Origin of the sequence: Tolypothrix tenuis PCC 7101 (assembly GCF_963874875.1) — a bacterium.
Classification (GTDB): Bacteria; Cyanobacteriota; Cyanobacteriia; order Cyanobacteriales; family Nostocaceae; genus Aulosira; species Aulosira tenue.
In genome coordinates this window covers 5,239,951-5,263,070 of record NZ_CAWNJS010000001.1, presented here as the reverse complement: position 1 = coordinate 5,263,070, position 23,120 = coordinate 5,239,951, and the positions used below count along the sequence as shown (strand labels likewise).

Genomic DNA, 23,120 nt, shown 5'->3' with positions numbered 1-23,120 from the left:
CGGAACTTAGTTCTAGGCGGGATAAAAATTAATAATTTTGGTTTAGCGGAAAAAGGCGAAATATAAACCAAGTGCGTTTGTGAGCTTATTCCTAAGCTAGAAAATGCAACTGAGCGATTACAGCATTAATTAGATGATGAGTAATCGGGAGGCTATCTACTACCATCGCTAAACACAACAGCATCATGTAAGAGATGGAATAGAGGAATAATTCTCTGGCGATGGTTCTATCTTCTGGATTTTGCAATAAACGCCAAGCTTTGCGAATAAAAACTGAGCCTAAACCGACTGCGATCGCAGCATACAAAATCCCACTAGCATTTAAGGGATAAACCAATACTAGTGTTGTCGCTACCGTCGCCAGAGTGTAATACCAAATTTGCTTCACAGTTGCGGGATCGCCCACAACTAGAGGTAGCATCGGAATCCCGACTTTGGCGTATTCATCGCGAATCATCAAAGCTAAAGCCCAGAAGTGAGGCGGAGTCCAAAGAAAGACGATCGCAAAAATTACCCAAGCCGGCCAGCCTACAGTACCCGTAACAGCAGCCCAACCTACTAACGCCGGAATTGCCCCAGCCGCGCCACCAATCACAATATTGTTAGTAGTATGGCGTTTCAGCCAGTGGGTATAAACTACAACATAGAAAACTATGCCAGAAAATGCTAACAGGGCGGCTAGCAGATTAGCAAAAACCGTCAGTAAAGTGAAAGAAATGACAGCCAGAGCGATCGCAAAAATCAAAGCGCCACGCGGCTGTACCTTACCAGAAGGCATAGGACGATGGCGTGTCCTCTCCATTTCATAATCAATATCGCGATCGTAGATACAGTTAATTGTTTGGGCGCTAGCAGCAGCAAAAGTACCACCAATCATAGTTACTAGCAACAACCAGATGTCTACTTGTCCCTTAGCAGCAATCCACATACTGCCAGCGGTGGTAATTAGGAGCAACGGAATAATCCGGGGCTTGGTTAACTGGTAGTAGCTTTGAATTACCTGTAGAAAAGTTTCGTGGTGGCGAGAGACATTAGTCTCAATCATTTTGGCTCGATTTCCTTATTTTTCAACTTATTTGCAGCCCCTGCTCATACTGAATCGCCATGAAAAAAAGACTAAGGGAAGATGAGGGAGATGAGGAGGATGAGGAAGATGAGGAGAATTATTACCTCTGTTCCCGCTCCCTCATTCCCTTTACTCAGTCTGTCTCAGAGAGACTAGCGAAAACATCAACTTGTAGTGAGGTATAGGTAGAGACAAGGGTTTATTTTTAGTTCCACCACTTCTAGTTGCTAAGGTGGGGATTGGGGAACTCGGGGCCCCCTCTGGGGATAAGGGGTAATGGGGATTGGGGACTGGGGATTGGGGATAAGGGGTAATGGGGATTGGGGAACTCGGAGCCCCCTTTGGGGATAAGGGGTAATGGGGAAAGAATAAACTATAACTCCCAATTACCTATGACCAATTACCCATTACCTATTACCCAATGCCCCATGCCCCATGCCCTATGCCCCTTCTTTGGTTATAGATGCGACCCCTTTGCTGGTACAGCTACAGGGTAAACATTGGTGTCACGACTAGCAACCCAGTCGCGTAATGCCAAGACTGTGAAAGCTACTAAAGTACCAAGTAAAGCTGCGCCTACAGCTTGGTGAGAGACGGTAAGCGGCTCAACTTGCAGGCGTAATTTGAAAGTCGCAACTCCCAAGATAATTTGTAACATTAATAACCCACCAGCCATATTTGCCAAGCGGCGCAAAGCTGGATGGAGTGCCGGTGTCAGCCAAGATATTAATACCACTGCTAAGGTTGCCACTGTTGGTGGTACCAACCCAAAGATATGGCTGTACATGACAGTACAGAGTTGGGATGTGCCTAAACATTGGTGGAGCGCCCAACGAGATCCCACCAATGCGCCTAGAAGACTTTGTAGATAAACTAACACGGCGGCAGTTAAACCCAACCAAGGCAAACTACCAACATTGCCGGTTCCTTGATAAGGGGTGAGTGCCGTACCAATAATTAGGAGGGTGGTGAAAAACAACAACGCCGTTCCCAAGTGGGCAGTCACAATATCAAACCGTAATAGTTCAGTGACAGTCAGCCCTCCCAAGACTCCTTGGAAGACAATTAAAAACAAGGCGAATGTAGATGCCCAAGGCAGCCAATGGGGTAATGCGCGACGATACCACCAGGATAGACCGGCAAGTGCGATCGCGCTCAGACCAATCAAAGCTGCGTCCAATCTGTGAAACCATTCCAAGAAGACTTGAAAATTCATTTGCTTGGCTGGCACTAATTCTCCATAGCATAAAGGCCAGTCTGGGCAAGCAAGTCCAGCGTTCATTACCCGCGTGGCACTGCCTATTGCCATCAAAATTAAGGTGGCGATGCAGATCTTCCAAACAAAACGACGAATTATTTCTTGGGGCTTTTGCTGGGGATCTGTTGCTTCATTTTGTTGTTGTAGGACAAATTCGCTCATGAACGATACCTTCTGCCCGCTCTTGGTAGAGCTATTTAAAATTATCAGTTTGTCAATCACGACCCATATAAACCCTAGCGTATACGACCAAGGTTGATAGATTAGCTTTCAGTTATACGTTTTACTTACACTTTGAATCACTCTAGCTACTTTTAGCCAAAAGCTTTAGGTATTTTTTAAGTTCTCAATTTTTCGTTAATGGCAACTAATTTTACTATCTAAATTTTTTCTTAAATTTTTACCATGATTCACATCTATCCTGAGCTATATCTGATAAAACTCTTGTACTCAAAATTATTTATGTAGCCAAAAAAATTAATAAAAATTTCAGACATTGGAAGACCATAATTGATGACCTACACTACCTTAGTAAGTGGGTACCTTTGAGATAACGTAGTAAATTCATTTAAGTGAGCCGTGAAAATTCCAAGTTCGATCTGGACATTACTAATTGGCATTGTGTTAACACTTGCCAGCCTTTGGTACGGTCAAAATCACGGTCTGTTGCCAACAGAAGCCTCTGATGAAGCCGTCTTGGTTGATGGTCTGTTTAACACGATGATGGTCATCTCTACAGGTATCTTTCTCATTGTCGAAGGTGTTTTAATTTACTCTGCATTTAAATATCGTCAAAAACCTGGTGACAATGAAGACGGGCCTCCTGTAGAAGGAAATGTACCTCTAGAAATCCTCTGGACGGCAATCCCAGCAATTATAGTTATTGGTATTTCTGTTTACAGCTTTGAGGTTTATAACGAAATTGGTGGTTTTGATCCCCATGCCATCCATGATGCCCCGGTGACTCAAAATATGTCGATGAAAATGCCAGGGGCAGCAATTGCCGCAACGTTAAACGACACACCACCCAGCAACGAACCTAACCTCAATCAAGAAAAATCTGATGCGGCGATGCAAGATCCAGGTACCGCTGCAGTTCGCAACGCCGATCAAATTCCCCAAAAAGTCGATGCGCCGGGAGTTGGTAGTGTAGCTCCTACCATTGGCGAAAGTCCTGACAAAGCAGGTAAACCCCCAGAATTGTTGGTTAATATAACGGGTCTGCAGTACGCCTGGATTTTCACCTATCCAGAGACAGGTATTACCACCGGGGAAATGCATCTTCCCATCGGGCGGGAAGTGAAAATCAATATGACAGCTAACGATGTCATCCATGCCTTTTGGGTACCAGAGTTTCGCTTAAAGCAAGATGCTATTCCTGGTAGACAAACCGAAATTCGCTTCACACCTAGAACAGCAGGCGATTATGCCTTAGTTTGCGCCGAACTTTGCGGCCCCTACCACGGTGCTATGAGAGCGCCAATCGTGGTAGAAACACCAGAAGCCTTTGATCAATGGCAAAAAGAGCAGCAAGTAGCTAGCCGAGAAACTCTAAATCAAGCTGTTGCTTATAATCCTGCAAATCTATCCCCCGATAAATTCCTCGCTCCTTACACCAAGGACATGGGAATTAACACCGCAATAATTAATCAAGTTCACAAATAGTCCAAAGTCAATAGTCCAGAGTCCAAAGTCAACAGTCAAAAGTCCAATGTTATGACATTAACCTTTGACCCTTGACCCTTGACCCTTGACCCTTGACCTTTGACCCTTGACCCTCTCCTCCTATGACACAAGCCCAAATCCAAGAAACCGCTAATACGCCCGCCCTGGCTGAAGAACCAGGGGTCAGGCATTGGCGAGACTACTTTAGCTTTAATACTGACCACAAAGTGATCGGGATTCAATACCTAGTCACTTCGTTTATTTTTTACTGCATTGGCGGCGTGATGGCGGACTTAGTTCGCACAGAACTAAGAACTCCAGAAGTAGATTTTGTCACCCCAGAAGTCTACAACAGCCTATTTACCCTGCACGCCACAATCATGATTTTTTTGTGGATTGTACCCGCAGGGGCAGGGTTTGCTAACTTTCTGATTCCCTTGATGATAGGGGCTAAGGATATGGCATTCCCGCGGCTCAATGCTGTGGCCTTTTGGATGATCCCACCTGCTGGCGTGTTATTAATTGCCAGTTTAGCGGTGGGTGACGCACCCGATGCCGGCTGGACTTCTTACCCACCTTTGAGCTTAGTTACAGGTCAAGTTGGTGAGGCTATCTGGATTATCAGTGTCCTGCTACTGGGTACATCATCGATTTTGGGGGCGATTAATTTCCTCGTCACCTTGTTGAGAATGCGTATCCCAGGGATGGGAGTGCATCAAATGCCTTTGTTTTGCTGGGCGATGTTTGCGACCTCAGCATTGGTACTGCTATCTACCCCTGTACTCGCAGCCGGTCTGATTCTGTTGTCCTTTGACTTAATTGCTGGCACAACATTTTTTAACCCAACTGGGGGCGGAGATCCTGTTGTTTACCAGCATATGTTCTGGTTTTATTCCCACCCAGCGGTTTACATCATGATTTTGCCCTTCTTTGGAGCAATTTCTGAGATCATCCCAGTTCATTCTCGCAAACCAATTTTTGGTTATAAAGCGATCGCCTATTCTTCCCTGGCGATTAGTTTTCTAGGTTTAATCGTGTGGGCGCACCATATGTTTACCAGCGGTATTCCTGGTTGGTTGCGGATGTTCTTTATGATCACCACAATGATCATTGCCGTACCTACAGGAATTAAAATTTTTAGCTGGTTGGCGACAATGTGGGGTGGAAAAATTCGTCTCAACAGTCCTATGCTATTTGCTATGGGTTTTGTCGGCACCTTTGTGATTGGTGGTATCAGTGGCGTAATGTTGGCAGCAGTACCCTTTGATATTCACGTTCACGACACTTATTTTGTGGTCGCCCACCTCCACTACGTCCTCTTTGGTGGTAGCGTTCTGGGGATTTTTGCCGCCATCTATCAGTGGTTCCCAAAAATGACGGGACGGATGCTGAACGAATTTTGGGGTAAAGTTCACTTTGCCTTGACAATAGTTGGTTTGAATATGACCTTCTTACCAATGCACAAGTTGGGTTTAATGGGCATGAACCGCCGAGTTGCTCAGTATGACCCCAAATTTGCATTGTTAAATGAAATCTGCACTTATGGTTCTTATATCCTGGCAGTTTCTACAATTCCCTTCATCATCAATGCCATCTGGAGTTGGTTATACGGGCCCAAGGCAAGTAATAATCCCTGGAATGCATTAACTCTAGAGTGGATGACAACCTCACCACCCGCGATTGAGAATTTTGACAAAACCCCAGTCTTAGCAACAGGCCCCTACGACTACGGCTTGGAAAATGCTTACAAGGGCGTACCCCTATCCGATCCTGATCCAGTCTTATCTGCTGGCGTAAACTCAGTGTTGCGCGCCCAACCAGACGAACCATATCCAGGGATCACAGCAGAAAAAGAATAAATAGGGCATAGGGCATTGGGCGTTGGGTAATTGGTAATTGGTAATTGGTAATTGGTAATTGGGATTTATATTTATATTCTTTCCCAATCCCTAGTCCCCAATCCCCATTACCCCTAATCCCCACTTCCTACGGTCGTGGGGGCCCCGAGTTCCCCAATCCCCAGTCCCCAGTCCCCAGTCCCCAATCCCTTTACACTTATCCTTTTTAATATTCATGCAAAGTCAAACTATTGACCCAGCACAAGCTGAACTGAATCATCACCATAGCGCGGAAGCTGCACATGCGGGTCACGAAGAACATCCCGACCATCGTTTGTTTGGGCTAATTGTGTTTCTGATTGCTGAGGGCATGATTTTCATGGGGTTGTTCGGAGCATATCTGGCTTTCCGTTCTACCTTACCTGTATGGCCGCCAGAGGGAACACCCGAATTAGAACTTTTGCTACCAGGCGTTAACACCGTTAATCTAATAGCTAGCAGTTTTGTGATGCATAATGCTGACACTGCTATCAAAAAGAATGATACCAAGGGTATGCAGACTTGGTTGGCAATTACTGCCGCAATGGGTGCAATTTTCTTGGTAGGTCAGGTTTATGAATATACCCATCTAGAATTCGGTTTAACTACCAATTTATTTGCCAGTGCATTCTACGTGTTAACTGGCTTCCACGGCTTGCACGTGACTATCGGTGTGTTAGCAATTTTAGCTGTACTGTGGCGATCGCGCGTTGCCGGTCATTACACTAACGAAAAACGCTTCGGTATTGAAGCTGCGGAAATTTACTGGCATTTTGTTGATGTAATTTGGATAATTTTGTTCGGATTGTTGTACATCCTCTAAGTATTAATAAGTAGTTGTTCACTCCACGCGAATAACTACCTAACCCCCACTGGGGGTTTTTTTATGGTTAATTTCCGTCATAGAATAATCACTGAGTGATAATAGTTGCTGCATTTCATGGTGTTAACTCTGTAATATCTCTAGAATTTATGCCTTGGGAGGCGTAGATTTGACTAAGGCAATAGTAAATCAAAAAATATCCTCAATTTTCTTGTTTAATGAGCATCTTGCTAATTACATCCTCTAATTGACATTTATCTGCAACACTATCCAGATAGCAAGCTCATCTATATTCTGATTCATCGTATTATTTTTTACTCTGCTCTAAATCAGAATGAAACGCGCTTTGTTTTTTTTATACATTTATAACCATATTGAATTTTAGCTGGATTGTATACTAAAGTGTGTTTACTAAGATATTTTGAGATTTCAAGACTATTAACTTTAGTCCGATATAGGTGCAACTACAGCAACAATAAAAATTGAAAGGATAAAATATTTGGTTAAAATTATATTGTGATATTAGCGCCCTTAAAATCTCTAAAAAATTATAGAATTTCGCCACTAAACTAATATCTAGCTTGGAAAATTTTTAAATTTAAATATCAAGCAACTACGCAGGCATTCAGGCGGAATGTCAAGCACAATCTACCACCAAAATTTAACTTGTCAGCTATTTTAGATAGGTTAGGATATGTCCCATGCGTCAGTACCCTCGCATTAGAAAAACACTCCGAAATCGCTACAATCATGTGACGTACTTAAAAAGTAAATTATCTGGTGGTATTACTTATTTACTATCTGGCGATGCAGGAAATAAACAAGGGAATAGAGAACAGCAACAGTATCCTCTGATTAAAAAAACACTGCGGAATCGCTTTAAGATTGTCCAACTTTTAGCTAGAGGGGGTTCTGGTGATACTTACTTAGCAATTGATTTGGATTTACCGGGTAAACCATTTTGTGTTGTTAAACATTTTTATCCTAAACATCCTCATCCTGCTGTTTTACCGATAGCCAAAAACCTCTTTGATCGCGAAGCCGAAATTTTATATCAGCTAGGCAACAATCATAAGCAAATTCCTACCTTGTTGGCTCACTTTCATGAAGATGGAGATTTTTATTTAGTTCAAGAATTTATTGATGGTTACGACTTAACCCAAGAAATTGTCCCCGGTAAACCTGTAAGCGAAGATGTAGTCTTAAATTTATTGAAAGATATCCTGGAAGTGTTGGACTTCGTTCACCAAAACAGAATAATTCACCGGGATATTAAGCCACAAAATATCATGCGACGGAACTGCGATCGCAAAATTATACTCATTGATTTTGGCAGTATTAAAAAAGTAGGTAATCCGGGCAATACCCTGACTGTTTCTGTTGGTACTCCTGGCTATATGCCAACAGAACAAGCTAAAGGTAAGCCAAGACTTAGCAGCGATATTTATGCAGTAGGTATGATTGGGATTCAAGCTTTGACTGGTTTAAAACCTGAAGAATTACCAGAAGATCCCGATACTGGACAATTAATTTGGCGGAACAAAGCAAAAGTCAGCGATTGGCTAGCAGATGTTTTAGATATCATGATTAGCGAACGCCATAACCAGCGTTACCAATCTGCAGGAGAAGCTTTGCAAGCACTGATTCCCGATATAACGCTGCCAAAGTACTCAGAGTTGAGTGTTCCAGATGAACAACCTGATGAGGATTCTTTAGTTGTTTACCGCAAGTTTATGTTGCTGCTGGGTCTGGGTTTTGGCATTATTACTAGTGTATTACTAATAGCTCTAATATATACATTTTTGAGTACAAGTTTATCGCCACAAAAACAACCAACTCCATCACAAACATTCATCGAAAAATTTAATAATCTTTCTGCTGCCCATGTAGATGGATCAGTAGATTAGAGCTAGTTAACTAATACCAATTATCCAAAATCAAGATACACATAAACAGCAGGAGGAAGGGGGTAAATTATCTGTATTCTGGATTTAGAAAAATGACATAAAAACTAGTAATTATAATTAGGTGCTACAAGCAATTAATAAAAAGTATATTTAGCTTGATGAAATCAGGAATAGTTAATTATAAGTAAATTATTATCAACTGATAATTACAAATGTTTTTTATACCTTGCATCTACCACCAATTGTAATACTCGTCGGTTAAGGGAAAAAAGGGGAATGGGAAAAGGGAAATAAAAAACCTTTAACCTTTAACCTTTTCCCCAAAACAAATTTTGATTTCAAAACGTTTAACCGAGTAGTATTGCCACCAATTGTTGTCAACCTCACAAATAAACAAAATTAATAAAATGGACAACACAAATCAAAAAAAAGTTTTGATTAAGGAAGATATCAGCATCTTCCTCAAAGGTTTAATTATTGGTAAAGTGCTAACACTGATGGTGATCGGAGGATTACTTTGGTGGTTGCTCAAGCCTGAGTTCATGGCTCGCAATAATACTGATTCATCTAATCCCAGTTTGGCTGATTCTTCTAATCAAAATTTACAGCCGACCTCGAATGCTGTATCTACCTTTGGGTCACTTACCAATGTGCCTACTGATTCATTTAACTACGGTGGTAGCACTGCTTGGGCACCGATTAGGCAAGTTGTAGATTCTCAAATCCTCAGTGCGCGCCCTGAATTGAAATTGCGCTACTTAGACCCTCTAGATGGTAGCCCTGGTTCTAGTTCCGGTATCCGAATGTTGCTGGATGGAAAATTAGACTTTGCTCAATCTTCTCGCCCCCTTACAGAAGAAGAAAAAGCCATTGCCAAAGAGAGAGGTTTCACCCTTGAACAACGCCAGGTGGGTATTGATGGGATAGCGGTAGTAGTTAATCCATCGTTGAACTTGCCAGGTTTAACCGTTGACCAATTGCAGCAGATATATTTAGGGAAATTAACTAACTGGAATCAGGTAGGAGGGCCAAATCTACCCATAACAGCTTTTTCTCAAAAACCAGAGAATGCAGACACAAGCATCTTCTCTAGTAATGGCGAGTCAACGAAACAAGCACTGGGTTCTAATGTCAAATATATCTACTCCACTACAGATGCAGTACGTCAACTCAGCAAAACTCCTGGTGGTATATATTATGCTTCTGCCCGTGCTGTCGTACCTCAATGTAGTGTGAAACCCTTACTATTAGGCCGGACTGGTACTGATTTCGTTTCCCCTTACCGTCAACCTTTTGTATCACCTGAACAATGTCCGCGCCAACGCAATCAGGTGAATACGGAAGCCATTAAAAATGGTAGCTATCCTATAACCTCTAAGCTGTTTGTGATTATTAAACAAAACAAAGGTCAAGCACAACAGGCTGGCAATGCTTATGCCAATCTTGTACTTACCGACCAAGGACAACAGGCTATTGAGCAAGCTGGGTTTGTTAGAGTTCGTTAGTTAATACTTGAATAGACTGCTGGCGAAATTTGAGAGGTTATCTTGTTTCGCCAGTGGTAAAATGCGATCGCACTACTTCTCTACAAAAGCTGATCTAGTTTCGTCGACATTAATTTGTCAACGCAGACAAATAATGTACAGTGACTAATTATCTGTCGTCGTGACAAATTAATGTCATCGAGAAAATCTTTGCACAGTATAGATTTTAGCGATTTTACAATTTTTGTATAACTTCTTTGTAGTGACAAAATAGATGTCATCGTCCGTAATTGTGACAAATTAGCTGTCGCTTTCTGAACGACAGAAAAGCTTTTGTGTATTTTCATAATGACAAATTGACTGTCGCTTTCTGGGGAGCAACGTGCTAACCATTTATCGGCAAGTGGGTTGGGTATTTTGGCAGGGATTGGTGCAGTGATAGCAAGGTGGGAGCGATTTCATTTTAATCCTCGTCCAAGTCAAAAAGAGCTAGAAGCGATCGCATCTGTAGTAGAGGTAGATGCCGAAAGGTTAGCTCAAATGCTGCCACCTCTGGGAGTGGGAATGCAGCATGAGCCAATTCGCCTGTGTGGTGCTTGTTATGCAGAAACCCCTTGTCACCGAATTGAATGGCAGTATAAATCAGTATGGAAATGCGATCGCCATCAACTCAAGATTTTAGCGAAGTGTCCCAATTGTCAAGCACCTTTCAAAATGCCTGCGTTGTGGGAGGATGGCTGTTGTCATAGATGTAGGATGCTGTTTGCGGAAATGGCAAAGCAACAGAAGGGCTTGTAAAAATATCAGAATAAGGAGTTAAATTAACCAAGTCTCTAAGTGAGTTCTTCTGGTTTGGAATTTGCCACAGCTAAAGTATTAGTAGATGATGCTTCTGGGGGTAGTTTGCTGTCAAGGCGTTGTTTAAAATAACGCCAAGCTTGCCACCCAAGAAAAGCGCCCAATATCAGACTTACGCCAAAGGAAGTCAAGAAAGGATGAGGATAAAGAAAGGGATGCTCTTTGCTAGGTAATGCCCATTTTTTCTCTATTATTAAAGGGAAAGTTTGGGAAAATATGCCTGCTACTCCCGTCCCAACACCAATACCGACACCCACTGCTTGAATGGTATTTTGTAATTTAGTGTCGCGTATTTTATCTGCGGTTTCTTTGCGGCGATCACTCTCTGCTTGTTCTGTTTCTACTATACCGCGAATAGTATCAACTAATTGTCCAAATATTTCTTTACCTGGAGCAAGATAGTGAATATCTGTTTGGATTTGTTTTTGCCATTTTTGACATTCTTTGTTGAAAAAATCTTCCCATGTTTGGGGAATATTGCCGTTATTAATGGCTGTAATGTTATCTAAGCAGGTTTTATAATTAGTAATGTTTGTAGTAATTGCTGTGTGGTGGGTTTCTAAATCTTGACAGCATCTAGTGTAGTCTAAGCTTGTTTGGGGAACTTGGGATATTAAGCTTTTTAATGCAGATAAGTTTGGTTGGTTTGCAGTTATCAAATTGTTAAATTCTTGGATTTTATTTTCTAAATAGCCGTAAATTTGCCTCCCTTCTCCATAGCGTTGACGTGCTAGTTGATAAATATAAAGGATTTTATGATAGCTCCAAAGTAACTTTAATAACCAGTCATGCGCTACTGTTGCGAGTTGTTCTGTTGCTGCTTGACTATTATTGATGACTATTAAAATCTGACACTGTTTAGCAGGGTCATCTAGTGCATAGGTGTCAAGTGCTTGGTATTCAAACAATAAACTCTCAAACAATTCTCCCTTACGTATTAATATCGGAGAATTTAAGTTAATTCCTGCTACTAAGGCTATGGCAATTTTTTGTGCTAAAGTCTCACAATCTTCACTGGGTTCTACTTCTCCATAAATTGATAATGTTTGTCCTAATGATGCTTGAATATTAGCGGGTAATAAATATTGGGGTTGGAAATGTTGCAGTTGGGGGATGTCTATTTCGGTGTTTGGTAATTCGGGAGATAAGGTTAAATCTATGGCGTAGGTGTCATTAAGTAAGAATGGCTGAAGATTAGCGTTAATGTTAAATCCGGCTGGGGTGGGGAGACTACCTAAGTCTAAATCTTTTCCTGAAATGCTTAACCATTCAGTTTTGATGGCTGTTTCTTGCTGGGGTGTGTATACACCATGATGATAAGAAACTAGTTTTGAGCGCAAATCTTTTAAGCTAGGAAAGGTAAGGTTATTCTCTCCCAGTTTCACCAAATTCTCCCATAATAAATCAGCATCTGCCACAACTTCACCAGGAAGATGGGTGAAGCTGTCGCGGAGATGAAAAGCGTAGAGGCTGAGGCTAAAATTCTTCACTTTGTTGGTTGAGATTTTTGCTTGTCTGATAAAGGCGCGTTGAGTTTAATAGCATTGTCTAACAATTCCTTTGATGATGGGCTGGGTTTATCTGGTGGTGTCTGTGATTTACTCTTAGCTATCCCTAAGTTTTTACCTACATCAATAGAAGATTTATCTGTGATTATTTCGAGGTTTTCTTCGTAAGCTGCTAACAGTTGACTGCGAGATGCTGTTTGTAACCAATCCTCTAATATTTCGGCAATTTCCTCATCGTCATCTTCTGGTAAATTTCTATGTATTTGCTGTAATTCTTCCCAGTCTGGTAGAGAAATTAACTGTGATTGTGAATTAAGTATTTGAATAAAGGCTTGGATGCTATTTTGCGATGACATTTGTTAAACTCCTTTACCTGTGTGATAAAAAGCAGCCCAATAAAAAGGTGACTCAAAGGGTCGTGTAGATTCTCCTTTGTCTTTGACGATTTCAGTCAAGTAGTTACCTATGTCTTTCTGAGAATGTAGACTTAATGATGAGTTAGGTAGCCAGTGTTGAAAGCCTTTAATTGTTGTACTTCTTAACCAGTGTTGTGCTGCGTTTAGAGCTAATACAATATTAGTTTGCTGCTGTAGTTCTTCGTAAAATTTAATCATGAATAAGGCTGTAGCTGTAGCACTGACAGTCCAAAGGCTGCTGACTACATTGGTACTACCAGCTAACAAAAACCCACTGGGTAAACCTATGTATTCGTCACTGGTGTTTCTGAAATCTATCATCCCAGTTTCGCAAGCTGAAAGGGTGACTAGGTGACAGTTTGCTAATTTGAAGTGAGCGATGATCTCTGTTAAAGTTAGGTTTGCGTCAGCTAATTGTAAGCCGGAATCTTGGGGAGAGTTAGGGTTGAAGTAGCCGTGACAGAAGAAAAAGATGTTGTTCGCTTGGCGTAATTCTGGGTTGAGGGTGGTGTGATGATTTTCATCAACATGGAGAATTGCTGATTTGTTGGCGTTGGCTTGTTTGATAATATGAGCCTGAGTAAATTTCTTTTTAATGGCGGCGACTGCACCTAAGTCTTTTTCGTAGTCTTGATATAAATCTGTTGTGGGGTTCTGTACAGCAAATAAGGATTTTAATAATGATTGAGATTCAGGATGTTGACGCAGTTGCACTTGTTGTAAGATTTGACAACTCGGTGCATAGCTTACGCCCTTGGGGAATAAGTCAATTAAGTATGATGATTTGACGGGTAAAGCATGGAGAGGGAATAGGTGTAAAAAGCGATGAGGAATGAGGATTAATCTTTGGCATTGTTCGGGGATGTGGGCTAATATTTCTTCAATGTGCAGAATTTCTGCTAATTTGTTCAGGCGTGTTTCTAGTTGATTCTGCCATTGGATTTTATTTTCGTCTTCTGAGTTGTAGTAATCATTTAAATATTCATCACCCCAATCAAATAGTGCCGTTTTATCTTCTGGTTGTGATTGCCAAGAGGTTATATCATGTCCGTGAGGTTTGATAATAAATGTGAGAATTGTATCTGTGGCAATATACCATTCTATAACTGCTGTATTTGCATCTAAAGTTTTGGGGAATTGAGCAAACTTGAAGCCAGAACCAACAGGCAAATATTTATCTTGTAAGTTGTTGCGCTGTTGTCGTAATTGTTGGAGATTTTGAGCTAAAGCAGTTGGATTTTCAGCTTTGCTATTTTGGAGTTGATATTGTTTACTGGCTATTTCGTCTCGGAGTTGTTCTAGTTGAGTGAACTCTTCTGGACGAAAGATAGTTTTGCTGTCACGTTCGAGAAGAAGTTCGACTAAGTTGCGGGTTTTGCTGCGTTCAACATATTCAATAGCTTCGGTATTTTTGTTTAATGCTAGACAAACTTCTACCATGCGTCTATAAAGTTGATTCCATTCTTCTGCGTGTTTGCGCTTGTTTTCATCACCAGAAATAATTTCTTCCCGCAAAGATTCGACTGTTGCTATCGCATCGGTAAAATTTTTGTAAGCTAAGTCAAATTGTTTTTTGTTTTGATATGAAATGCCGAGACTTAACAAAGTTTCTGCGTGGCTTTGAGGAAAGGCGCTGCGGGTTCTGACTTCTAATGCAGCAGAATAAGCCGCGATCGCCAACTCTAGATTCTCGGCTGGTTCTCCTAATATTCTTTTACGGTAAGCAACCCCCAGATTATTTTGTGTAGCAGCCCAATCTTTAGGAAAGGTGTTGCGGTTATATACTTCAAGTGCCGCAGTATAAGCTTTGATCGCATCTTCCAAATTTTCGGCTGGTTCTCCTAATATTCTGTAACTATAAGCATTCCCCAGACCAACTTGCGTCATTGCCCAATCAACAGGAAAGGTGTTGCGGTTATATACTTCAAGTGCCGCAGTATAAGCCTTGACCGCATCTTCCAAATTTTCGGCTGGTTCTCCTAATATTCTCTCAGCGTAAGCAGCCCCTAGATTATTTTGCGTTTCTGCCCATTTTTCAGGAAAGGCAGTGCGAGTTCTGACTTCCAGAGCCGCAGTATAAGCAGCGATCGCTAATTCAATATTCTCGGCTTTCTCTCCGAATATTCTGTTACGGTAAGCAATACCCAGACCAACTTGCGTCATTGCCCAATCAACAGGAAAGGCAGTGCGGGTATATACTTCAAGTGCCGCAGTATAAGCAGTGATCGCTAATTCAATATTCTCAGCCCGTTCTCCTAATATTCTGTTATTGTAAGCATTCCCCAGATTATTTTGCGTACCTGCCCAATTTTCAGGAAAAGCTTTGCGGGTATATACTTCAAGTGCCGCAGAAAAAGCTGCGATCGCTAATTCAATATTCTCAGATCGTTCTCCTAATATTCTGTCACTGTAAGCATTCCCCAGATTATTTTGCGTTGTTGCCCAATTTTCAGGAAAGGCTTTGCGGGTATATACTTCAAGTGCCGCAGAATAAGCTGCGATCGCTAATTCCAGATTCTCGGCTCGCTCTTGTTGTATCCTATTACGGTAAGCAATCCCCAAATTATTTTGCGTCATTGCCCATTGTTGAGGAAAAGCTTTGCGGGTATATACTTCAAGTGCCGCAGAATAAGCTGCGATCGCTAATTCCAGATTTTCGGCTTTCTCTTCTAATATTCTGTCACCGTAAGCAATCCCCAGATTATTTTGCGCCATTGCCCAATTTTGAGGAAAGGCGCTGCGCGTATATATTGACAGAGCAGCAGAATAAGCAGCGATTGCTAATTCAATATTCTCTGCTCTGTTGCCGATGATTCTATTTCTGTAGGCATTCCCCAGATTATTTTGCGTTGCTGCCCAATCTTCTGGAAAAGCTCTGCGGGTTCTGACTTCTAATGCAGCAGAAAAAGCTGCGATCGCTAATTCAATATTCTCGGCTCTCTCTCCTACTATTCTGTCACCGTAAGCAATCCCCAGATTATTTTGTGCCATTGCCCAATTTTGAGGAAAGGCGCTGCGCGTATATATTGACAGAGCAGCAGAAAAAGCTGCGATGGCTAATTCAATATTCTCGGCTCTCTCTCCTAATATTCTGTTACGGTAAGCTTCCCCCAGATTATTTTGCGTAGCAGCCCAATTTTCAGGAAAGGCGCTGCGGGTATAGACAGTGAGAGCGATTTCGTAGCCAGCGATCGCAATTTCCATATTACTGGCTTTGTCACCCAATGGAAATTGCGCTATTAAATTGCTAAATGTAAAAATAACTGCTGCTAAAATTTCCGCCTCATTTGCTTTTACTTCCCCTAGTCTATTTGTCTCCCATTGACGTAGTATTTCTGCTAATACTTCATCAAGTTTGTCTATATTCTTTGCCAACAAGGGGTAAACTACCTGCGGATTACCTCTGCTGTCTTTGGTTGCTTGTATTACCTGCATCAAAAATTGGGCATATGCTTGTATCTCGTCTTCTCTGAAAGATTGCAAATCTACTTGAGTATCTAGATTCAACGCTTCCCTTCGTTGCATTGCCAAACTTTGCAACCTATTTGCTGTCTTCTCATCTCCATGCTGAGAACACATCTGTGCTACTTCTTCTACCTTCTGCACCAAGCCAGCATCAAGTAAATCTTGGTGTGCGGCTAAAATCTTTGGTTCTTCACCACTGGGGGCATCTAACAGACTGCGAATCAAGTTAAGATAGGCTTGCTGACGCTGTTCGTTCATGGGTAAGGGCGTGAGACGCGACATAATTATAAGAATAATTCAACGCCAACGCCCTTAATTCCAGAAAAGCTTACTTAACTGAGAATCTATAAAAGGATGTTTGAAAAACAATCTTTCTGTAAGGCGATACATCATTAATGTAAGACAATACATTGTAAATGCAAAGCAATACATCATTAATGCACGGCGATACATTGCGAATGTTAGACGATACATTATTAATGTAGCGAATTACATTTTAGGTGTAGCTATTGCAATTAAAAACCGCAACAGTAACAAAGCGATCGCTAGGGCTGGCTACACCTACGCATTTATTGTTTTGGCGGTAAGCGAAGCTATGCCGTTAGGCTTATCGCTATATCTCCCAATCCTCAATCAACAAGTTATTAATGCGTTGAAATTCTCTAGTATTATGGGTAATGAGCGTTAAGTTATTTGTCAGTGCGATCGCAGCGATTTGTAAATCATACGCTCCAATGGGAGTACCTACAGCTTCTAGTTGAGAGCGAATTGTGCCAAATGTTGTTGCTGCTAAATCGTCAAAGGGTAGTGATATAAATTGCGCTAAAAATCGCAGTTGTAAAGTAAGATTGCGTTGTGGGTTGGCACTTTTCATTGCACCATAAAATAGTTCGGCTTTGACTATTGAGCAAACAGCAATATCTTTAGTAGCAGTAGATTCTAATTTCTGTTTCAAAGTAGAATTTTTACCCCGCATATAGATAATGCAGGTGTTAGTATCGAGCAGGAATTTCACAAGATTGGTTCGCGTTCTGGTTGTTGTCCTTGAGGATGGCGGAAGAATGTTTCATCTTGGATACATCCATAGAATTGAGGACGAGGATATTCTGGAATTTCGGCTGGAGTTGCTGGTTGTAGAGACTCAACAAGGGTTTTTAGTAAATGGATGTTGTTATTGTGTGTAGTTAGGCTTTGTGCCAGGATTTGAATAATATAAAGTTTATCGTCAGGTGAAAGCTGAAGGAGCTTTTGTTCGAGTTCTGGGGCAACCATGATGAGTCTTAGGTGGAAGATAATTTCATTTTACTTTTATGGTCAAAAGTTAATTAAGCTTGACTCGTTTTTTATCGGTTAGTAGCTTTTGCATTAATCGGTGTTTTTTAATTTCATCGCTATTCACTCTACAGCAGTCAAATCTTGTTGCTCTAACCCCACATTGAAAATAATTGTAAAACTCACACCAGGGATGAGTCGGCGCAAAACTTGTAAATGAGCTTCGGCATCGCTGCGGCGACGAAAACGAGCGACAATCTGGTTCTGCATATTAGGTAAAAGCCGGACTATACACCAAGGATTGAGCTTTTCAAGGTAAGTCATGAAGTTCTCCTGGTAATATCTGTAAATTCCAAGACAAAAGCCAGCCTACTGAGATACAGGCTGGCAAGAAATATCATTTTGATATTGCAATTAGATGCGGTAGGGGCGGGTTGACAAATACCCTCACTTATCCTTAAAGATATCTATGAACCCGCCCCTACGTTCGTTTGGAAAACAAAGCTTCTGCAACAGTTCTTCGGGCATCTCCTCAAAGTGTTCCAGCAAAAAGTTCATCAGTGCTAGGTGGCGTAAATCGTCTGGCATGGGGCGGCGGTAGTTTTTACCTCTAGCAAACCAGCGTCGAACTGTGGACAGGGAACGATCACAAATCTGAGCCATTTGTTCGTAATTCACCTGCCACTTGGTGTAAAACTGCTGGGGAGTCATACCCAACTGGCAATAACTGTAGAATTGCATCAAATCTTGCTCTCGCTGCTTGAGTGGATGAGGATTCATTAGTATGTCTCCTCGCCCATTGGTTCTAAATCTTCTTCCCAAGCAATATCGGCAGATGTCCAAGCGGCACTGGGGCTATTTTTGCTCAACCAAATCAGGTAGCACCAACTCCAGCAGCAGCGATCGCTTGCAAAGCTATAAAATCGACCAATGACAATACCCCAGTCAGTATCGCTTTCAGTGGAGAGCCAACGCAAGCGATCGCCATATAAAAATCTGGGTGTCTTGGCTACATCAGGAAAGTTAGCGGGAAGTTCAATAGATGCGTCTGGGTATTTGAGGTTAATTAAATCTGGGGCTATATCTTGGTGATTGTGCCTGATGAGATTGAGATAAGCGGCAAGCAATTTACCATTTATGCTGTGAGTTAACGCAGAAATCAGAATTGCCCCAAGAGTTTCTCGTTCTTTCTGCTGGAGTTGCATCCAGGTGCTATCAAAGTCTGCGTCAGAGTAGTTTTTGAGATTGGCTAGTAATTCGGTGATGCCGAAATCATCTAAAGCTTGTTGATAAGCTCGGTGTTGATCTGTTTTATAGCTAACAGGCTTTAACATTGTATATGTCTCCTGTGATAGGGGGGCCAAAAGCCAGCATCCGCCGTGAGAAAGTTGATGGCTGGCTTTTGACTTATAAGTAATTATACGCAATAACGAAGTGTTTTTATGTTAATTAGTGTGTTTTTATGTGATAAATATAGAAACACACTAATTGGCTTATGATGATGACATGGGAAAAGTAACTGTAACTATTTACATGGAAGAAAAAGACAAAGAAGCCCTGCAAAAATTGGCTGATGCAGAGGAGCGTTCTTTGTCTCAAATGGCAGTGTTAATTTTGAAACGAGCGATTAAACAAGCACAGAATGAGGGACAATGACACCACAGTAATTTGTTGAAGAAGCGCGAGTAGCGACTGTCTAATTTATGCCTATCTGTTAGGAGAATTTGGTTATGCGCTCTTTGTGATGTACTTCTGTACATCCTGGAGATATTCGCAGCGAGACCGCGCATTCTCAAGGAATGTAAAAATTTTCGCTAGATGCCCAAGTGGGGTGTGAACCCTGTGCTATTTTATTCAACAGTTTCTAACATCTCTACTCGTGTCTAATATTTTTATAAGTAAAGATATAAGCGCCTATAACTTGTAAATTATTTCTGCAAAATTTTTATTTAGAAACAAATAATATGAAAATTGAAATCCAAGGACGAGATGCAGTCACCGCTACAGAAGAACTTTTAGCAATTGAAGGATTAGAAGGAAGTTATCAAACTATTGACGAAGTTGAGCGGGAAGGAACTCTAGCCACTATCGCCACAATTGTGGGAATTGTGAGTGGAACATTGACCGTTGCAGAGAGCATTCACAAGTGGAAGGAGAAGAATCAGAAGTCTTTACACGACCCAAATGGTGCAAGGATTGAGAAAGTTTTAATTGTTACTGATGATAATCGGCGATTACTGCTCAAAGACGCAACAGTAGAGCAAATCAAGGAGATTCTAGAAAACTACAAGTAGCAATGAATATTCTCCACCTTGACCTGAAACTCGTGGGCGATCGCTACGCTCAGTTGCGTTTATTCTGGGATAATCCCAATAATTGCCAGTCTCGTCAGCTTCCCCTGGCAGAAATCACTGAGTTGATTCAAAAGGTAGAAACAGATTATTACACCAGACTGCCCGAAGACTATGCTAAGACTGGGCAGGCACTTTATAACTGGTTAGACGGAAGCGATCGCATTTTTCAAACTGCTATTTCCCAGCATAAGCGTGAGGGTATCGTTCTTGCCATTGCTGCAACAGAAAAACTCGCCCATTTACCGTGGGAAATACTGCACGATAGTACAGATTTTTTGCTGAATCGGCGACCTTTTCCCATTATTCCCATCCGGTGGGTAAAGGATGATGATTCTAAACAATTGACACCGGAAGATCAGGCAGTAAATCGGGCATTAAATGTTCTGTTTATGGCAACTTCCCCATTGGGAATCGAACCGGAACTGGATTTTGAGGCTGAAGAAGCCAAAATTTTAGCAGCAACGAAGCGTCAACCCTTATCGTTGATAGTGGAAGAAAGTGGTTGCCTAAAAGAGTTGGGTTATTTGGTGGATGATTACGAGAAGAGTTACTTTGATGTTATCCACCTGACAGGTCATGCTACGTTTCTGGGTAAAAAACCATGTTTTATCACTGAGACGGAATTGGGAGAAGCAGAATATAGCAGTGCAGAAGACATCGCTACAGAATTGCAATTCCAACTGCCCAAGCTGATTTTCCTTTCTGGTTGTAATACTGGATACTCAAGTGACGCTGGTGCAGTACCATCAATGGCAGAGGCATTACTAAAGCAAGGTGCAACTGCTGTTATCGGTTGGGGTCAGCGAGTGTTGGATACTGATGCCATCGCTACTGCTGCTGCCTTGTACCAGGAATTATCAGCCGGAAAGACGCTTACAGAAGCAGTTGCAATCGCTTATCAAGTACTGCTAAAAAATCAAGCACGAGATTGGCATTTGTTGCGCTTGTATGTGGCAGAAACTCTACCTGGTGCGTTGGTCAAGCGCGGACGTAAACCCGTATCTCGTGCTTCTGTTGCTCAAGAGTTTTTAGACCCAGAGATGAAACTGAGAGTTGCCACCCGTGAAACTTTTGTTGGTCGTCGTCGCCAGTTACAAAACTGTCTGCGGGTACTCAAGCCTTATTCAGAAAAGATTGGGGTTTTAATTCATGGCATGGGAGGATTAGGAAAAAGTACGATTGCTGCGAGATTGTGCGATCGCTTATCTGAAAGTGAAAAAATCATTTGGTGGCGACAAATTGATGAATCTAGTTTGGTGAGTAAGCTAGCAGATAAACTGAGGAATGCAGAACTACGGACAGCACTCAGAGAAGGCAAAGAGGAACTCAAATATCGATTAAGAGATGTGTTTGCGGAGTTGAACCAATCTGGGGAGAAACATTTTTTGCTGGTATTTGATGACTTTGAGTGGAATTTAGAACATCGTCAAGGAAGGTATATTCTCAAAACTCAAGTAGCCGAGATATTGAGGTCATTAGTGTGGGCAATTAAAGACTGTAATGCCGACAACCGTATTATTATTACCTGTCGTTATGACTTTGAATCAGAGCTGGATGAATCATTCTACAAACAACCTCTAGAATCCTTACGCAAATCGGATCTACAGAAAAAACTGAGGCGATTAAAAGCTTTTAATTCCGAGGAAATTTCTCTAAATTTAATTGAGCGAGCCAAAATTTTGGCTGATGGTAATCCTCGGTTGTTGGAATGGTTAAATGATGAGGTGTTGTCAACAGAAGATGTAGAAATAAAACTCACTCAACTTGAAGCTAATCCTACTCAATGGCAAGGAAGAATAATTTGGGAAGAGTTATACGAGCAAATTGACCAAAATATTGAGCGAATACTCAGCCGATGTTTGGTATTTGAAATTCCCGTTCCTATGCCAGCATTATCAGCAGTTTGTGAGTCTACTTCTAACTACAAAAAACAGTTGAGTCGAGCGATTGAATTAGGGCTTATAGAAGTCAGTCCCGAACCAGAAGAATCAAATCGATTTTATCGATTTTCGCGCATTTTACCTCACATCATTCCCGGTATTAAACTACCTGAAGCTTCAGAAGTCTATTATCTCTACCAAAAAGCTCATGAAAAATTACATCAGTTGTGGGGGAATAAAAATAATATAAGTAAAGAAAAATGGCAAGAAATTTTTCGATTGAAATTCGCTAATAAGGACAATTCAGAACGATTCAGGCAAGGCTTTTCTGAGATGTTAGCAGTTCAATTTAACTCAGCAGCAGATGAAGCTTTTGAATCTGAATTGAGAAAATATACTGATGAATTGGGAGCAAATAGGCTATGTGAATTATTAGAAAACTATCTGAAGCAAGGGCTTTGGAAAGAGGCAGATGAGGAAACAGTTTGGATTTTTTACCAGGTGATGGTGAAAGAAAACTATGAAAATTGGAGGAAGCTGTTAGAGAATTTCCCTTGTGAAACTATTAGAGAAATTAATCAAATCTGGCTCGAAAATAGTAACGGTGAATTCGGTATCAGCATCCAGATGAAAATTTACCGGGGACTCGCCGAAACAGATGAAGACGGAGATGGTTATTTTGGAGACTATCTTAAGTGCGTAGGTTGGTACAAGAATAATACGATAGATGAATTATATCAATCAATTTTATCCACAGGTGCGTTGTCAGCGTCTCATGCCTTTCTACCTGCATTAATTTATACTAAATACATTAGTCATCCACCACCATTGTGGATAATACGTGATTTAGTAGGGTATAAATACCGGATTGGAGATTGGGGGTGGCGCAAGGGGAGGTTAGTAAACGGGAATTTTGAGGGGAAATTGAGTGATTTTGGGGCTTGGAATGGTACTTGGGGTTTTGATGATGATGTACATAGGAGACTCGCACAGAAAATTGTAACCTGTGACTTGTAACCTATAAGATATAAGCACTTCAGTGATTTTATCAAGCTTTAGAATAGCAACCTTTTTTACGAAAGCATCTGCATATCTAAGCAGCAGTGGGGCTAGTTTGCTCAACCGAATCAACTAGTAATATGTGCAGCAGCAGCGATCGCTAGCAAAGTTATAAAATCGACCAATTACAATACCCCAGTCAGTACCGCTTTTAGCACAGAGCCAACGTAAGCGATCGCATCTTGATGGGTTTTCAAAAGTAGGGAGAGTACGATCGCAATTCTCTAC

The 23,120-nt window shown here is 41.4% G+C and carries 19 protein-coding genes; 9 read left to right on the top strand and 10 right to left on the bottom strand.

The window, feature by feature from the left end:
* Positions 1-91 precede the first annotated feature (91 nt).
* Positions 92-1,045, bottom strand: coding sequence for a heme o synthase (locus AACU25_RS20740; protein ID WP_096578863.1), 954 nt, complete (start codon positions 1,043-1,045; stop codon positions 92-94).
* 478 nt (positions 1,046-1,523) lie between these two features.
* Positions 1,524-2,486, bottom strand: a complete 963-nt coding sequence (locus AACU25_RS20735; RefSeq protein WP_096578861.1) for a COX15/CtaA family protein — start codon at positions 2,484-2,486, stop codon at positions 1,524-1,526.
* A 417-nt stretch (positions 2,487-2,903) separates the two neighbouring features.
* Between AACU25_RS20735 and AACU25_RS20730 the strand changes: the two genes are divergently transcribed.
* The 6 genes from AACU25_RS20730 (at position 2,904) to AACU25_RS20705 (ending at position 10,878) form a co-directional block, all read left to right on the top strand.
* Positions 2,904-3,989: a cytochrome c oxidase subunit II gene (locus AACU25_RS20730; RefSeq protein WP_096578859.1), complete on the top strand. Its 1,086-nt coding sequence runs from the start codon at positions 2,904-2,906 to the stop codon at positions 3,987-3,989.
* Positions 3,990-4,111: 122 nt separating this feature from the next.
* Positions 4,112-5,848, top strand: coding sequence for a cytochrome c oxidase subunit I (gene ctaD, locus AACU25_RS20725; RefSeq protein ID WP_096578857.1), 1,737 nt, complete (start codon positions 4,112-4,114; stop codon positions 5,846-5,848).
* A gap of 214 nt (positions 5,849-6,062) precedes the next feature.
* Entirely contained in the window at positions 6,063-6,689 is a 627-nt protein-coding gene (locus tag AACU25_RS20720) for a cytochrome c oxidase subunit 3 (protein ID WP_096578855.1), read from the top strand.
* A 701-nt stretch (positions 6,690-7,390) separates the two neighbouring features.
* Entirely contained in the window at positions 7,391-8,596 is a 1,206-nt protein-coding gene (locus AACU25_RS20715; RefSeq protein ID WP_096578853.1) for a serine/threonine-protein kinase, read from the top strand.
* Positions 8,597-9,003: 407 nt separating this feature from the next.
* Positions 9,004-10,101, top strand: coding sequence for a PstS family phosphate ABC transporter substrate-binding protein (locus tag AACU25_RS20710; protein WP_096578851.1), 1,098 nt, complete (start codon positions 9,004-9,006; stop codon positions 10,099-10,101).
* A 387-nt stretch (positions 10,102-10,488) separates the two neighbouring features.
* Positions 10,489-10,878 carry a TniQ family protein gene (locus AACU25_RS20705; RefSeq protein WP_339382052.1) on the top strand — a complete coding sequence of 130 codons (390 nt, stop codon included), beginning with the start codon at positions 10,489-10,491 and terminating at the stop codon, positions 10,876-10,878.
* A gap of 35 nt (positions 10,879-10,913) precedes the next feature.
* Here the strand turns inward: AACU25_RS20705 and AACU25_RS20700 are convergent, their stop codons facing one another.
* From AACU25_RS20700 to AACU25_RS20665, 8 genes are all read right to left on the bottom strand, one after another.
* Positions 10,914-12,428 (bottom strand): hypothetical protein, encoded by a 1,515-nt coding sequence (locus tag AACU25_RS20700; RefSeq protein ID WP_190445858.1) that lies wholly within the window; start codon positions 12,426-12,428, stop codon positions 10,914-10,916.
* The gene (locus AACU25_RS20695) at positions 12,425-12,802 is read right to left on the bottom strand and encodes a hypothetical protein (RefSeq protein WP_096578848.1); all 378 of its coding nucleotides are present in this window, start codon (positions 12,800-12,802) and stop codon (positions 12,425-12,427) included. The genes AACU25_RS20700 and AACU25_RS20695 overlap by 4 nt, the downstream gene beginning before the upstream one ends.
* Before the next feature lie 3 nt (positions 12,803-12,805).
* Positions 12,806-16,609, bottom strand: a complete 3,804-nt coding sequence (locus AACU25_RS20690; protein ID WP_321206780.1) for a CHAT domain-containing tetratricopeptide repeat protein — start codon at positions 16,607-16,609, stop codon at positions 12,806-12,808.
* A gap of 331 nt (positions 16,610-16,940) precedes the next feature.
* Complete coding sequence (gene vapC, locus AACU25_RS20685) at positions 16,941-17,342, bottom strand: type II toxin-antitoxin system tRNA(fMet)-specific endonuclease VapC (RefSeq protein WP_096578847.1); 402 nt, start codon at positions 17,340-17,342, stop codon at positions 16,941-16,943.
* Positions 17,339-17,599 carry a hypothetical protein gene (locus AACU25_RS20680; RefSeq protein WP_199347394.1) on the bottom strand — a complete coding sequence of 87 codons (261 nt, stop codon included), beginning with the start codon at positions 17,597-17,599 and terminating at the stop codon, positions 17,339-17,341. Before AACU25_RS20680 ends, vapC begins: the two co-directional genes overlap by 4 nt.
* A gap of 123 nt (positions 17,600-17,722) precedes the next feature.
* Entirely contained in the window at positions 17,723-17,923 is a 201-nt protein-coding gene (locus tag AACU25_RS20675) for a hypothetical protein (protein WP_096578846.1), read from the bottom strand.
* 123 nt (positions 17,924-18,046) lie between these two features.
* Complete coding sequence (locus AACU25_RS20670; protein ID WP_096578844.1) at positions 18,047-18,379, bottom strand: hypothetical protein; 333 nt, start codon at positions 18,377-18,379, stop codon at positions 18,047-18,049.
* The gene (locus AACU25_RS20665) at positions 18,379-18,933 is read right to left on the bottom strand and encodes a hypothetical protein (RefSeq protein WP_096578842.1); all 555 of its coding nucleotides are present in this window, start codon (positions 18,931-18,933) and stop codon (positions 18,379-18,381) included. Before AACU25_RS20665 ends, AACU25_RS20670 begins: the two co-directional genes overlap by 1 nt.
* A gap of 154 nt (positions 18,934-19,087) precedes the next feature.
* On the opposite strand from AACU25_RS20665, the gene AACU25_RS20660 reads away from it, so the two are divergent.
* The 3 genes from AACU25_RS20660 to AACU25_RS20650 all read left to right on the top strand — a co-directional run bounded on the left by AACU25_RS20660 (position 19,088) and on the right by AACU25_RS20650 (position 22,850).
* Positions 19,088-19,255: a ribbon-helix-helix domain-containing protein gene (locus tag AACU25_RS20660; protein ID WP_339382051.1), complete on the top strand. Its 168-nt coding sequence runs from the start codon at positions 19,088-19,090 to the stop codon at positions 19,253-19,255.
* 308 nt (positions 19,256-19,563) lie between these two features.
* Positions 19,564-19,893 (top strand): hypothetical protein, encoded by a 330-nt coding sequence (locus AACU25_RS20655; RefSeq protein WP_096578838.1) that lies wholly within the window; start codon positions 19,564-19,566, stop codon positions 19,891-19,893.
* 2 nt (positions 19,894-19,895) lie between these two features.
* Positions 19,896-22,850: a CHAT domain-containing protein gene (locus AACU25_RS20650; protein ID WP_096578836.1), complete on the top strand. Its 2,955-nt coding sequence runs from the start codon at positions 19,896-19,898 to the stop codon at positions 22,848-22,850.
* The last annotated feature ends 270 nt before the right edge of the window (positions 22,851-23,120 follow it).

Coding starts and splice junctions, on each gene's coding strand:
- AACU25_RS20740 (WP_096578863.1), bottom strand. CDS start 1,045: ATGATTGAGACTAATGTCTCTCGCCACCACGAAACTTTTCTACAGGTA.
- AACU25_RS20735 (WP_096578861.1), bottom strand. CDS start 2,486: ATGAGCGAATTTGTCCTACAACAACAAAATGAAGCAACAGATCCCCAG.
- ctaD (WP_096578857.1), top strand. CDS start 4,112: ATGACACAAGCCCAAATCCAAGAAACCGCTAATACGCCCGCCCTGGCT.
- AACU25_RS20720 (WP_096578855.1), top strand. CDS start 6,063: ATGCAAAGTCAAACTATTGACCCAGCACAAGCTGAACTGAATCATCAC.
- AACU25_RS20715 (WP_096578853.1), top strand. CDS start 7,391: ATGCGTCAGTACCCTCGCATTAGAAAAACACTCCGAAATCGCTACAAT.
- AACU25_RS20710 (WP_096578851.1), top strand. CDS start 9,004: ATGGACAACACAAATCAAAAAAAAGTTTTGATTAAGGAAGATATCAGC.
- AACU25_RS20695 (WP_096578848.1), bottom strand. CDS start 12,802: ATGTCATCGCAAAATAGCATCCAAGCCTTTATTCAAATACTTAATTCA.
- AACU25_RS20690 (WP_321206780.1), bottom strand. CDS start 16,609: ATGTCGCGTCTCACGCCCTTACCCATGAACGAACAGCGTCAGCAAGCC.
- AACU25_RS20680 (WP_199347394.1), bottom strand. CDS start 17,599: ATGGTTGCCCCAGAACTCGAACAAAAGCTCCTTCAGCTTTCACCTGAC.
- AACU25_RS20675 (WP_096578846.1), bottom strand. CDS start 17,923: ATGACTTACCTTGAAAAGCTCAATCCTTGGTGTATAGTCCGGCTTTTA.
- AACU25_RS20670 (WP_096578844.1), bottom strand. CDS start 18,379: ATGAATCCTCATCCACTCAAGCAGCGAGAGCAAGATTTGATGCAATTC.
- AACU25_RS20665 (WP_096578842.1), bottom strand. CDS start 18,933: ATGTTAAAGCCTGTTAGCTATAAAACAGATCAACACCGAGCTTATCAA.
- AACU25_RS20655 (WP_096578838.1), top strand. CDS start 19,564: ATGAAAATTGAAATCCAAGGACGAGATGCAGTCACCGCTACAGAAGAA.
- AACU25_RS20650 (WP_096578836.1), top strand. CDS start 19,896: ATGAATATTCTCCACCTTGACCTGAAACTCGTGGGCGATCGCTACGCT.